Source organism: Flavobacterium sp. HTF, assembly GCF_003105115.1.
GTDB lineage: Bacteria > Bacteroidota > Bacteroidia > Flavobacteriales > Flavobacteriaceae > Flavobacterium.
On the sequence record NZ_QETH01000008.1, the window covers coordinates 100,532 to 113,772 of the forward strand.

A 13,241-nucleotide genomic window follows, 5' to 3' on the forward strand; every position below is an offset into this window, starting at 1 on the left:
TTGTTTGCCATAATTATTATTTCAGCGAGTCCAGTATCGTTTCAAAGTATACAGAATTTATACCTTTCAATTTAAATTCCTGAAAATCTATGTCTATCATTTGTGCCCAGCTCATGGATTCATCAATTTGTCGTCCCTTGTATTTTATGTAAATTTCTTTAGCTTTTTCAACTTCTCCCATTAGTAAATAAGCGTGAGCAAAATTTCCTTTTATATATAGGTCCTTGTCATTCAGACTATTTGCAATATTCAGAGACTCCATTGCCTTTGAATATTGTTTTGTTAAAAGATAATTCCATGCAAGGCTATTATAGTCCATTGCAGTCCCATTTCCTGAAACAATAATTTCTTTGTAAATATTGATTGCCGTCATTAAATCATTTGCTTTGGCAGCATTACCGGCATTTTTCCTTTTTATTTTTAATTCATTATTTACAATTGAGCTTGTATTTTTAGCAGAAGTATTTTCACTATTTTGGGCATATAAAATTTGCCCTGCTAAAATAACCAGAAGATAAAGTATTGTTTTCATTGTGAATCTTATTTGTTTATTCCTTTAGTTGCTGAATAAGTTCCAGCCTTTTAACGATTGTATTTTTAACCAAAATAGTTCCTGGAGATAAAACGGCATTAGCGCCAATTTTACTGTGGTCACCTATTAATGATCCAAATTTCTCAGAATTGGTTAGGTATACCACATCTTTATATTTTACTGAAATTTGTTTGTTTTCTCTTTCATTATAATGATTGGCACAAATCGATCCTGCTTCAAAATTGATATTCTGGCCGATAATACTGTTTCCGATGTAGTTGAAATGTGCAACAATGGAGTTATCACTAATGAAAGACTGTTTTATTTCAGCGCCCGGACCTATTGTTACATTTTTACCTAGTAGTATTGGGCCGCGTAAATAAGAATTCGCGCCCACAAAACAATTTTCAGAAATAATGATAATTCCTTTAAAAGAAACATTTTTTTCTACGACCGCTTTTTTATGTATGGCAATATTACCTTCAATATGATATTCATATGAAAGTCCTGCAATAACTTTCAAAAGTATACCGCCAAGTTGTTCCACCAGTTCCCATGGACTATTATGGGAGTGATCAGGAAAATAATAATTAATATTTTCAACAAACTTTTTAATTGTTATCATACTCCTGTTAATTTTAATACCTGATGCAATTAATGTTTTACTTTTTTTGGCCTGATATTTAGTAGATATATTTTTTAAAATACATAAAGACTACTAAGGGTCTAAATCCCAAGTAGTCTTTATATAATTCAGGAAATGATTGTCATCTATTTTATAGTGCTAATTTTCTGTATATTTAAAAACTTCATTGGCAGTTACAGCACCTTTTACAACTAATACAGTTACTTTATAGGTATGACCACTTTGTAATTTAGGAGCTTTTACCTTTATTTCGTTTTCTTCACTTGATATTACCATTCCGGCAGTACTTCCCTGATTGGTTTCTGCATCCTTAAAACTTACCAAGGTTGAAATCCCAATTCCGTAAATATCTTTCAGGTTTGTTCCTTTAATTGTTATGGTTGTATCCTTGCTCCCTGCTGTAGGGGTCATAGAAGTTATAGTAGGCACTACTACCTCGAATAAGCTTGGTGCTTTAACCGTCATTCCTGCGATTGTGACTGAGATAGGATAACTGCCTTTAGGAGTATCTTTTGGTACAGAAAGGAAAAGTTCTTTGTTTCCAACATTGGTCAGGCTGGCCTGTATTACAATACCGTTAAACGAGATCTGGTCAATATGAAATGAATTTCTAAACCCTTTACCGTAGATATTTATAAACTGTCCTGCAAAGCCTTTGGTATATGAAATCGAGTTGATAACCGGTGCATTTAAATGAAAACTATCAGAAGAAGTAATTGAAGTATTTCCTGAAGTATAGACAATTTTAACTTCAGCTTCGTTAAGGTCATTAGGTACAATGACTTTCGCAGTTGTTGGAGTAGCGCTTACAATTGTAGTTTCTACATTGCCAAATTTTAACTGAAGATTGGCACGGTTTGCCTCAATGTTAGTTCCTGTAATGGTAATAGTATCCCCTAAAAATGCATTTTTGGGATAAAATCCGGTAAATGTAGAGGGAGCAGGAGTTCCTGTCCCGGGAGTTCCCGGTAAAGGGTCAACTACTTCAGGAGGCTGCGGTGTAACCAGGTCAGGAGGTGGAGGAGAGGAGGTATTATCATCACTACATCCTATAATAGATATTGCAAACATAATTAATGCAGCAAAGGCAATTTTATTTTTCATAAATTGTATTTTAAGTAGATTTGTGTAAACCGAATAAAATGAGTTAATTTTTACTATGAATTAACTTTTAATGATCCTAAGTTTCTTTATTTAGATAATTTCTTAATCAATCAATTTTCCGGAAATAAATGATTATCGGTGCCAAAATTAGAGCATCACTTAGAAAAAAAATATCAGGATATGGTTATTTAATAGTCGTAAATGGTAATCGTTGTAGGCTTTTAATTCGTTGCTAATTATGGTCATACGGACCATTTATGAATTTATTGGGCAAATTTAAATCACGTTGATATTATAGTTATGTTTGTTGAATTAATGATATTTTAAATAATGGATTTTAGCAATAATGAAGAAGGAGCACTTATTAATCTCCTTGCCAGATCAATTGATGTTGAGCTTCAAAATGATGTTTTACATATTCCACCCCATATTGGTACGGGATATATTCGTCGTATAAAAATCAACCATAAAATGCACATCTTCATTCGTAATTTTGAATTTAAGTTGGAGTGGAAATTAACACGTAATAATTTAGAAAATGATAAAAACCTTATTCTTATCGCCTTTCATAATATTTTTAAAAGCAAGTACGATAGCCTAAGGGACCCTTCCGGACTTTTAACGGCTACAGGAAGTTTGCCCTCTGCCATGATCAGCAGTGTAGGGCTGGGCGCAGAGATTATAATTCCGGCCCACGTTAAAAACACCTCTATAGTTATTGCGGTCTATTCAGATTATTTGAAAGAACTCATCAACGACAGCGGAAATAATTATTTGATACAAACCCTTGTAGCAGGATCAGAGTCTTTTTTATTTGAAGAAATTATCTCGCCGCAGATTCAAGATCTTGCTGCTGAGATTGTTAATGCAAATATTATAGAACCGCTCCATAGACTTTATTTCAGGTCAAAAGCAGAACAGTTGATGTATCTGCTTTTGGTGGAACTATTAAAACGGGACCAAATTTCTATTGGGGCAATAAATAATGTTGATATAAAGACTATCTATCGTGTACGGAACAAGATACTTGAAAACATAGATGAACCACCCAAGCTTGAAGATATCGTTTTATTTTCGGGTATGAGTAAATCAAAGTTACAGGTTCTGTTTAAACAGGTTTTTGGAAACAGTATTTACAATTATTATCAATCTTACAGAATGCGCCAGGCAGCAGATATGATAAGGGAAGAACATATATCTGTATCTGAAGTAGGATACCGTATGGGTTTTTCTAACATGAGCCATTTTACCCGAATGTTTGAAAGACATATTGGAGTAAAGCCTAAAAAATATGCTACCACAAGGAAATAGCTTACAAGAGTCCTTAGATGCCTTAATCGAATTCTTAATATGTTTAACCTCTAAATACTAAAATGATTGTTTTTAATGGAATATTGTATTGTAAAATTTCAACATTTTAAATACTTTTCACAAACATTAAAAATAAAGTATTTAGTTTAATCTGTTTTAATTAAGCTTCATGAACACATAAACAGGTTTAGGATTTCAAACATTGAAATGTTTTTAAATGAAGTATGGATATATCGAACCATCAGTTTATGTGACAATTTTGTGAACATTGGCAAAATGACTTCTCATTATCAGGTATTTGAAGGTAATTGTTTGAAAGGCTATCATCGGCCAATTACCTCTTTGCGATGTGAAAGACCCCAGCTCCACAATTCGTATAATACTTTGTTCAGCGATCTTCCATGATCAGTTATTTCATACTCAATCAACACAGACGTATTATCATGGACTTGGCGTCTGATAAGCTTATCGGTTTGAAGATTTTTTAATTCTCTTGCAAGAGTTTTATCTGTAATAGAAATTACTTCTTTCTTTAACTCATTGAAACGTTTTGGACCTGAACAAAGAGAATAAAGGATAAGCAGTTTCCAGTTTCCGCTCACTGCTTCGAGGGCATCCTTTATGGAAAGCATAGCTTTTGAACAATCTTTTTCCTGTGGTATCATACAATTATATTTTAGTTCACTTCCCCTTTGGAAAGCACTTTCCAAAAGGGAAGTACTGTCTTTTGGAAAGTAAATGTAGGTAATTTTGAGCTGTAAAAAAGAAATGTAATGATATCAATTGAAAGAAAACAACGAAAAATTATTTTAATTACAATTTGTCTGTCTCTGATGGCAGTTATAGCCTCAGTAAGCGGTTTGAATGTTGCTCAGTCAAAACTTGCTGTAGATTTTAATACTTCACAAAATACAGTATTATGGATGATAAATATTTATACTTTAGCCCTTGCGGCTTTGCTTCTCCCTCTAGGAGCACTGGGAGATCGCAAGGGTCGTAAACCTGCACTTCTTGCCGGTCTTACAATTTTTATTGTTGCAAGCGTTATATCTGGATTAGCAGTATCTGTAGAGATGATGATTCTAGCCCGATTTTTAAGTGGTGTGGGTGCGGCTTTAATAATGCCTGTAACCCTTGCAGTAATTACCTCTGGATTTCCAGTTGAGGAACGTTCAAATGCAATCGGAATCTGGACGGGTGTTGCCGGCGGCGGCGGCATTCTGGGAATGTATTTATCAGCACTATTGGTAGATTTTGCCAGTTGGAGATTATTATTTTTACTGCCCGTAGTTTTAGGTGTTGTTTCTATTATATTAACCAGTTTTTATCTGCCTAATTCTAAAGAGAAATACAATCATCGTTATGATATTACAGGGGCCCTGCTTTCTGTAATAAGTATTTTTAGTTTTATCTATGCTCTTCATGAAGTTCCTTCTAAGGGTTGGAGTGAACCATTGCTGTTAATTATGCTCTTTGTCGGATTCACATCTCTCGTAGGGTTTGTTTTTTGGGAAATGCGTCATCCTTTACCGCTACTTGATATTCGTTTATTTAGAAAGCAAAGTCTCTCAAGCGGATCTATTACACTTTTAACGCTTTTTGGTGTTCAGGCGGGAATTTTTATTGTATTGTTTCCGTATTTCCAAGGTGTGTTAGGATGGTCAGGACTTCGTGCAACACTCGCGATGATGCCCATGGCTTTACTTATGATGACAGCTTCTGGAATTGCTCCTCGTATATCCTTGAAGATTGGAACCAGGTTTACTATGGCAGTAGGGATTGCTTTAGGCAGTTTTGGGGCTGGACTTATGGCAGCTTTGGTTTCAGTCGAAGGCGGATACTTGTCTATTCTGCCAGGACTTTTAGTGATAGGATTTGGTATGGGGCTTACTATGACTCCTTCAACAGAAGCAATTACTTCGTCACTTCCATTAGAAAGGCAGGGTGTAGCATCGGCATTAAATGACATTACAAGAGAACTCGGAACAGCTATTGGAGTAGCATTACTCGGATCTGTAGTCACAGCCGGATATAGTGCCGCTATTGAACCACAACTCTATGTGTTTCCTGTAGATATTGCTAATAGCGCTAGTGAGGGTTTGTATACAGCATTAACAGTGGCTGCCAATGCTGGACCGAAATCTCAGACACTTATAGAAGCTGCACGTTCGGCTTTTGTCTATGGCTGGCAGCAGTCTATGTGGATAGGTTCGGTTATTATGGCATTTTTGTTTTTTTATGTAATGGTTCGCGGACCTAAAAAAGGAGATATGAAGACTGAACATGATACTTTGCACATTAAAATCAAATAAAATTATGATTGAAATTTTTAAAACTAATATAACAGATCAAAAACTCGCGAATTCTGTAATTGAGAAATTAAGAAAAGAATTTGTCGGCTCTTTAATTAATTTCGACCTTGATGACAATGATCGTATAATAAGAGTGGAAGCAGAGTTTGTTGATAGTATAAAGATTATTGAGATATTAGTACAGTTAGGAATTTCCTGTAAAATTATTCCTGATAAGCTGTGTCCTTCGAAAAATAACTCTTCAAAAGAGATGCAGGAACAATGGGATAATTGTTTCAGGTCCAATCAAGCAGTTTGGGGCTTTGAACCGGCTCAGGCTGCCGTATTGGCAAATGAATTGTTTATTGCCAATAACGTTAAAAAAGTACTTATTCCGGGATTTGGATATGGACGGAATGCACAGATTTTTACAGATAACGGGATGAATGTTACAGGTATTGAAATATCAGAAGAGGCTATTAGTATTGCAAAGCAGAATTACAAAGGAGAAGTAGAAATTATTCAAGGATCTGTAACCGAAATACCTTTTAATTCTGTTTGCTATGACGCAATTTTTTGTCATGGGCTTCTTTATCTGCTCAATGCAGTACAGCGCAGTGAAATGCTCAATGTTTGTTATAATCATCTAAAGCCAGGAGGATATTTGTATTTTTCGGTAATATCTAAAAAAGCGTCCAATTATGGTAATGGAAAGCAGATTGCGCCGGACACTTTTGAAAATACTCGGGGAGTGCAGGTTTTCTTTTATGATCAAGAGTCTATAAATAATGAGTTTGGACAATATGGTATTGAAGATACGTTCGAAATTTCTGAATATGCCGGCACATCTAAAAAAGGTTCTTTTGATTTTATTGTAACAGTATGCAGAAAACCGCTTTAGTTAAAAAGTGCTAATTTAATTTACCCTTATAACGCTTAACATTATTTAACCAAACTTAACACTACTTAACTCTAATTCATAGTAGGTTTGTTTTGTTAAAAAACAACAACAATTTAATACTAATTTTAAAAAAAAAACACATGAAAAAAAACAATGAAATCCTTACTGCTAAATCATCACCTGCAATTAAAAAAAAGAAAATTATAAATCTTCGCTTCTTTGCCTTTTTTGTTTCTGTACTATTATTGACAATATTTTCTTCTTCTTGTAGCAATGACAGTAAGGATAGTTCTGATCAGGATGTTGTAAATGAAACATCCTGTAAAGATTATCCTTTGCATTTAGTTATCGGAACTACAGTTTTCGATTTTGTATACAATTCACAAAATAAACCTGTAAAGTTGCTTACCAAGATCAAAAACATAAAAGCACCTTTGGAAGATCCAATAAAAACAACCTATACCATTGATTATTCTGCACAAGGAAAACCGAGTAAAATTTCAAAAACTATCGGAGACAAACTGGAGAAGTATTATTTATTGGACTATAATGTAAATGGAGTATTAATTAAACAATCAGAGTATAATCCAGAAGGAGTAATAACAACTTACACTACTGCAGAATATGATACAAAAGGCCTATTAATAAAAATAACAAGTCATACTGATAATAGTGGTAAGGATAATGTGGTAACAACCACTTACGAATATGCCAACGGAAATTTATTTAAAAAAAACATATCAAACTTGTACCTCCCAAATACAGATAAATATCACAATCTTGAATTTATCTATACCTATTATCAGGATAAAGAAACAAAAATAAAACCATTTTTTGAAGGGCTTTCAGGATTGTGCTTTATCGCAAATGTTGCAGGGAGTAGAGAGCTTCAATATCTTCCTAGAGAAAATAGCGATCAAATTTTTTACTTCCTGGAAACAAGTGCCAATAAGAATATGTTAAAAGATGTTAGAATCAACTCAGATCTAAGTAATCTTCAGGCAGAAACAAGTATTGATTATTCTTATACTTATGATAAAGAAGGATACCCGACAGTACAAAAAGGAACTCTTGCCACGAAGGTTTATAGTTCTGTGCCAACACAATTTGGAGTACCGTTGATCACAACCAGTGACTATAATAATCCTTTTGAAAAAACAGTTAATTATTTCTGTGATTAAAGTTCTATCTTCCCTGTTTAAAATTTAAATGGAGTAAGTATAACTTGCCTTTGTTTTTATACCTTAAATAATGTGCTAATTAAGAAGGGTAAATTAAGTTATCAATCATCAAATTTTATATGCCTACGCAAATGACATAGAATAAGATTTTAAAAAGATACCTAAGTCCAATCTATGATTTTTTGTGACTTTTATAAGCACTTAAAGGAGCAAATATTTTTATTTGCTCCTTTAATTTTGTTTTGCAAATGGAACGTTATGTATATTTAAAACAAATATCTCGGATATTTCATAGCTTTAGAAAAGTGATATATTAGGTAGATCATTACCAAGAAGAATTTTAAGGGACCTGTAAAATTTAAATACGGCCAGCAGGAATCCTGGGCAACAACAGTCATCGAGTACGTTCTGTGAAAACAAATCAGTTTCAATGGAAACGGTACAGCTTTTTTTGTGAATATTTAAACCAATGAATATCTTTGGTTGTATTAATGCATCCTGTAATTGCATAATCTTGGTTTTAGTAATTCTATGTTATGCTTTTACATAGATGATACAAAACATATTTGGTCAATAGAGATCATTGTGCCGTAGAAACAGAAAAAAGCGTAACAAATAAACCTCACAAACTTTTTTATATAGATCAAAATGTTCGAAATATTAAGAAAACAATTTGAAACCATAGTTAATCTTAATGATGATGAATTTGAAATAATTAAATCACATTTTACTGAAAAATCATTTGCTAAAAATGAATATGTTTTTGTAGAAGAAGATTATGTTGAAAATTGTTATTTTGTAGTAAATGGAATTTTAAAATTGGTATTTGTAAATGATTTAGGCAAAGAATTTATTTTTTCTATTGTTACCGAGAATCGTTGGGAGAGTGATTTTACAGCTTATTTTACCAAATCAAAAGCAACAATGTATTTAAAGTGTGTCAAAAACACACATCTTTTTTGCCTTTCGCTGACAAACTATAATAAGTTATGTAGCGAATTCCCTAAAATGCAAAGTTTTTTCCACCAAAAATCAACGTTAGGATTTATAACAACACAACAACGCTTATTGTCTTTTCTCACAACAAACATTCAACAGCGATATGAAATGATGTTGAAAAATCAACCAGACTTACATAATAAAATTTCTAAAACATTACTTGCATCTTATCTTGGGGTATCACGAGAAACATTAAGCAGGTTATATTCAAAAAAGTGATGTAAATCACAAAATATAGTTTGATTACATTTTAGTTTTGCTAAATAACCTTAAAAAAAATAAAATGGAAAATCAAATTCACAACTTAATTAAAAAAGCATATTTAGCTTTTAATTCAAGAGACATTTCAACTGCATTATCAACATTTCACGAAAATGTAGAGTGGCCAAAAGCTTTTGAAGGAGGTTACGTAAATGGTCATAAAGAAATAAGAGAATATTGGACGAGACAATGGACTGAAATTAATGCAATTGTTGAGCCAATTAGTATTATTGAAATATCTAAACAAAAATATGAAGTTAAACTTCATCAATTAGTGAAAGATTTACAAGGAGAAATTTTATTTGACGGAATAATTAAACATATTTTTACAGTTAAAGATAATTTACTTTCAAGAATGGACATTGAACTTGATTAAATAATAATTAGGTTTAAACTAATCTAAAAAGATAAATGACCCCTAACAGCACCTAATTGAAATTGCTGCTTATGTGGTCGTTGGAAGTGCCACGATTTTGCCATAGAGATTTTGGGCGGTTTTAAAAAATTTGAAAATCATTATAAAAGCAAAAAACCTGCGAATCCTAAGATTTGCAGGTTTTACTACGTTTTTGAAAAGATTTAAAAACTTTCGTTTCTGTTACCTTTTTAGTGGGGAGAGCAGGATTCGAACCTGCGAAGTTCACACAGCAGATTTACAGTCTGCCCTCGTTGGCCGCTTGAGTATCTCCCCTCGAAGCTTTGTATTGTTGCGCTTTGTTGTTCTAAGCGGTTGCAAATATAGTAACGTTTTCCATGTTTGCAAAGAAAAATCAAACTTAATTTTAAGTTATTTTTAAGTTATTTTTTAATTGATTGGAATTGAATAAAATAAAAAAATCTCCACTAGGGAGATTTTTTATTTTATTTTAAAAAGTAGGATTATTTTGCTAGTAATTCTACGATCTTAGCTTTCAATTCTGGTCCTCTTAAGTCCTGAGCAACTACTTTTCCTGATGCATCAAGAATAAAAGTTGCAGGAATAGATTCAACTCCGTATTGCTTTGCAATTGGTTCGTCCCAGTATTTTAAATTCGAAACGTGTGTCCATGTTAACCCATCTTTTGCAATGGCTTCTTTCCAGGCACCTTCTTCTTTATCTAAAGAAACACCAATGATGTTTAATCCTTTTGAATGTAGTTCTTTGTAAATAGCTACAACGTTTGGATTTTCTTTTCTGCATGGTCCGCACCATGAAGCCCAAAAATCAACAATAGTAACTTTACCTAAGCTTTCCTTAAGAGAAACTACTTTTCCCTGAGGATTAGGCGCAGAAAAATCTGCTCTTCATTTAGCGCTGCCTACAGGAGGAGCTGTTGCACCAACTGACGGCATTTTTGCCTGACCTAGTTTAGTTTTGATTTCTTTTCCAGGAGTAGTGTTTTTTAAAGACTCATCTAATGAGTTGTATAAAGCTTCAGCTTTTTTTACATCTGTAGAAGGATCTCCTAACATTCCCTGAATGATCAAAGCAGAAATATAAGATTTTGGGTGGCTTTCAGCGTAAGCTAAATATTTCTTTTTAGAATCTGCCTGTACTTCAGTCTGGATTGCCATAAACTCTTTCATTAAACCGTTGATAGTTGCAGTATCCTGAGTTTGTTGAGCAGTTTGCATTTTCTGAGTATTTTTCTTTTGGAAATCTACTAATCTCTTTTGAGTTTTTGTAAGTTCAGCATTAAATGTTGTGTACTCATCATTATTGTAAGTTCCTGAGATTTTAGTTTTGTGGATACTGTCTTTATCAATAGCGATAGTAATTTCTCCAGTTTCTAAGATAAACGGAATAGGTCCGTTAGCACCTTGTAGAATTAATGTGTGAAAAGCTGGTTCAGTTACTTTTCCTTTTATTTCAAATTTCCCGTCCTGAACTTTTACAGTATCAAGAGCAAGTGGCATTTTTGTTGCAGGATCCTGTCCTTGTAGAACGATAGTTTTTCCGTTTTCGATACCTTTTGCAGTTCCGGTAATTAAGTACTCTCCATCTTTAACTTTGCTGCATGAAATTATCGCTACAGAAGCAGTTAGTAAAAAAAATATTTTTTTCATTATAAAAAATTAATTAGTTAATTGATTTGTGCAACAAAAGTATCTAAAAAAATAAATTATAAAGAATTTTGTTGCCTAAAATTTTGTTATAGTTTTTTTATGCTTAATTCTCATGTTTTCAGTGTATTTGTTTGCGAAATCTAACTTAAAACTTTTAATATTTTTATTATATAGAATGTATAAGCATAAAATTTTAATTTATAAGCATAAAAAAAGCACCCTTTTGTGAGGATGCTTATATAGATATTTTACGAGGTAAATCTATTCCTGATTTGTTTTCTTTCTCCAGGTAAAAGAGTTAAGAATGTGTCTTTTTGCAAATCTTCCAGGAGAATCTGCATTTACCATTTTCACATAAGTAGCTTTAGGAACACTGATGTATTCGTAAACACTTCCGTTAGAGAAATCAATGATTAAACGGCCTTCAACAAATTTATAATCTGTAATTGAACAAGTACTAATCGTTTCAGTATATTCAGGTAGATTAAGTTTAATCGTTTCAGGATTAATACTTACCAAAAAGTGATACGCTTCAATAATAGCTTTACTTTTCTCTTCTGCAGCTTTTAAACCAGCATCATCACCCTGAAATTTATCCGGATGAGATTCTTTCATCGCATTACGATAAATTGTTTTTAAATCTTTTAATTCTGCAGTTTTGTCTACATTTAGTAACTTACGGTATTCAACTATTTTTTTCATAAATAAAAGGTAACTTCTTGTCTATTAGTTTGAAATGGATATTTTTAGCTTCAAAACGACAAATTTTTTGCAAAGGTACACTTTTTTTTAACTTTTTACTTTTGAAGGAAAAAATATTATGAAAATATGTAAAATGTTAGAAGTAAGAGGATAAAAAAAATAATAGAAAGGCAAGAAAAGTTTTATACCAGGTAATGTCATAAAAACAAAAAGTTCTCAAAGTTATGTATTGATTTAACTTTGAGAACTTTACGTAAAATATTTGTGCTCTTGGCGGTCAACTTTTTATCTCATTTCAAAACCTGAAACTTCAAACAAAGAAAACCTGAAACTAAATTTTATTTATTCTCAGGCTTATTATTAGCCTTATCAAAGTTTTTGGATTTTTTTGGATATTTATCGTAACTAATATCGCTTGGGTTTTCTATTACTGATTTTATCGTAATCCAGTCTCCCACAGTAAAGTTAGAATGTGCGATTTTATAATCTAAAAGATATTCGCCACAAAAATAATTGTTGTTTTCATCTTTTTCTATAATACCGGTATAAACTCCTTTTTGCAGCATTTTTCCGTGTGAATCATTAGACATGTTTTATGTTTTTAGATATTAATGCGGCAAAGTTACGCAATATATTGTTTCCTTTAGGGAGATCAGGACAATCTCATTATATTTGCAGGATGCAGAAAAACTTTAAACCACATCCAAATTCTTTTAAAAATACATTTTGTATATTTAATGAAGTACTGCCAAATGAAATACAAGGTTTGAAGAAACAATTTGAAAGCAAAGCCGGCAGTTCCTATTATTATACAGAAGAAGGAATGTACAGGGTTTCGAATCACTGGGGAAGACTGGCAAACAGCAAATGGCGCCTGGTAGCGCGTGAACCTGAAACGGAATCGAAAACTAAAATTGGTTTTGCAGCCTGGAGCGAGTTTCATCCGGATAATGCGGAAGAAAAGTTATATTATATTGAAGCCGATTATACTAAAAATACAGTAAATTATCAGCACAAAAATAATCCGCTTTATGATGGAAAAGCAATTTTAAGAACCAGTTTTGAAACTACAAAGCGCATTAAACAAATCAGAAACCTGCAGCAATTAACTTCCTGGGCAAAATATTTTGATGATGATATCGATGTTTTGAGAAAGAAGATAATTTCTGAACTGATTTATAGCGAAAAGACATTGGACGAAATTAAAAGAGAAATATAATGGGAAGAAATAATGAAAGGAATATCAAAAAGCATAACGACAAGCTGC

The 13,241-nt window shown here is 32.6% G+C and carries 14 protein-coding genes, 1 tRNA gene and 1 pseudogene; 7 read left to right on the forward strand and 9 right to left on the reverse strand.

Annotated features, from left to right (window positions below):
- Positions 1-16: 16 nt before the first annotated feature.
- The 3 genes from DCO46_RS04245 to DCO46_RS04255 form a co-directional block, all read right to left on the reverse strand.
- Positions 17-532, reverse strand: coding sequence for a tetratricopeptide repeat protein (locus tag DCO46_RS04245; RefSeq protein ID WP_116751335.1), 516 nt, complete (start codon positions 530-532; stop codon positions 17-19).
- A 16-nt stretch (positions 533-548) separates the two neighbouring features.
- On the reverse strand, positions 549-1,157 hold the full coding sequence (locus DCO46_RS04250) for a DapH/DapD/GlmU-related protein (RefSeq protein ID WP_116751336.1): 609 nt from the start codon (positions 1,155-1,157) through the stop codon (positions 549-551).
- Between the two features lie 159 nt (positions 1,158-1,316).
- The gene (locus tag DCO46_RS04255) at positions 1,317-2,282 is read right to left on the reverse strand and encodes an IPT/TIG domain-containing protein (RefSeq protein WP_116751337.1); all 966 of its coding nucleotides are present in this window, start codon (positions 2,280-2,282) and stop codon (positions 1,317-1,319) included.
- 330 nt (positions 2,283-2,612) lie between these two features.
- Here DCO46_RS04255 and DCO46_RS04260 point away from each other — a divergent pair, with 330 nt between their 5' ends.
- Complete coding sequence (locus DCO46_RS04260; RefSeq protein WP_116751338.1) at positions 2,613-3,593, forward strand: helix-turn-helix transcriptional regulator; 981 nt, start codon at positions 2,613-2,615, stop codon at positions 3,591-3,593.
- Positions 3,594-3,916: 323 nt separating this feature from the next.
- Here DCO46_RS04260 and DCO46_RS04265 read toward each other — a convergent pair whose 3' ends face one another.
- Positions 3,917-4,258 (reverse strand): winged helix-turn-helix transcriptional regulator, encoded by a 342-nt coding sequence (locus tag DCO46_RS04265; protein ID WP_116751353.1) that lies wholly within the window; start codon positions 4,256-4,258, stop codon positions 3,917-3,919.
- Positions 4,259-4,426: 168 nt separating this feature from the next.
- Here DCO46_RS04265 and DCO46_RS04270 point away from each other — a divergent pair, with 168 nt between their 5' ends.
- The 5 genes from DCO46_RS04270 to DCO46_RS04290 all read left to right on the forward strand — a co-directional run bounded on the left by DCO46_RS04270 (position 4,427) and on the right by DCO46_RS04290 (position 9,602).
- Positions 4,427-5,905: an MFS transporter gene (locus DCO46_RS04270; protein WP_116751354.1), complete on the forward strand. Its 1,479-nt coding sequence runs from the start codon at positions 4,427-4,429 to the stop codon at positions 5,903-5,905.
- Positions 5,906-5,909: 4 nt separating this feature from the next.
- Positions 5,910-6,785: a class I SAM-dependent methyltransferase gene (locus DCO46_RS04275; RefSeq protein WP_165828830.1), complete on the forward strand. Its 876-nt coding sequence runs from the start codon at positions 5,910-5,912 to the stop codon at positions 6,783-6,785.
- 140 nt (positions 6,786-6,925) lie between these two features.
- The gene (locus DCO46_RS04280; protein ID WP_124019542.1) at positions 6,926-7,966 is read left to right on the forward strand and encodes a hypothetical protein; all 1,041 of its coding nucleotides are present in this window, start codon (positions 6,926-6,928) and stop codon (positions 7,964-7,966) included.
- A 648-nt stretch (positions 7,967-8,614) separates the two neighbouring features.
- On the forward strand, positions 8,615-9,184 hold the full coding sequence (locus DCO46_RS04285) for a Crp/Fnr family transcriptional regulator (protein ID WP_116751341.1): 570 nt from the start codon (positions 8,615-8,617) through the stop codon (positions 9,182-9,184).
- 64 nt (positions 9,185-9,248) lie between these two features.
- Positions 9,249-9,602, forward strand: a complete 354-nt coding sequence (locus DCO46_RS04290; RefSeq protein WP_116751342.1) for a nuclear transport factor 2 family protein — start codon at positions 9,249-9,251, stop codon at positions 9,600-9,602.
- A 234-nt stretch (positions 9,603-9,836) separates the two neighbouring features.
- On the opposite strand, the gene DCO46_RS04295 is transcribed toward DCO46_RS04290, so the two are convergent.
- The 5 genes and pseudogenes from DCO46_RS04295 to DCO46_RS04315 all read right to left on the reverse strand — a co-directional run bounded on the left by DCO46_RS04295 (position 9,837) and on the right by DCO46_RS04315 (position 12,564).
- Positions 9,837-9,917: transfer RNA gene (locus tag DCO46_RS04295), tRNA-Tyr, on the reverse strand.
- 188 nt (positions 9,918-10,105) lie between these two features.
- Positions 10,106-10,492 (reverse strand): annotated as a pseudogene (locus DCO46_RS23415) (peroxiredoxin family protein); the annotation flags it as partial.
- A gap of 18 nt (positions 10,493-10,510) precedes the next feature.
- Positions 10,511-11,272 (reverse strand): DUF4369 domain-containing protein, encoded by a 762-nt coding sequence (locus tag DCO46_RS04305; RefSeq protein ID WP_116751343.1) that lies wholly within the window; start codon positions 11,270-11,272, stop codon positions 10,511-10,513.
- 261 nt (positions 11,273-11,533) lie between these two features.
- Positions 11,534-11,974 carry a KTSC domain-containing protein gene (locus tag DCO46_RS04310; protein WP_017495548.1) on the reverse strand — a complete coding sequence of 147 codons (441 nt, stop codon included), beginning with the start codon at positions 11,972-11,974 and terminating at the stop codon, positions 11,534-11,536.
- 338 nt (positions 11,975-12,312) lie between these two features.
- Positions 12,313-12,564 carry a hypothetical protein gene (locus tag DCO46_RS04315; protein WP_116751344.1) on the reverse strand — a complete coding sequence of 84 codons (252 nt, stop codon included), beginning with the start codon at positions 12,562-12,564 and terminating at the stop codon, positions 12,313-12,315.
- An 89-nt stretch (positions 12,565-12,653) separates the two neighbouring features.
- Between DCO46_RS04315 and DCO46_RS04320 the strand changes: the two genes are divergently transcribed.
- Entirely contained in the window at positions 12,654-13,193 is a 540-nt protein-coding gene (locus DCO46_RS04320; RefSeq protein ID WP_116751345.1) for a hypothetical protein, read from the forward strand.
- The last annotated feature ends 48 nt before the right edge of the window (positions 13,194-13,241 follow it).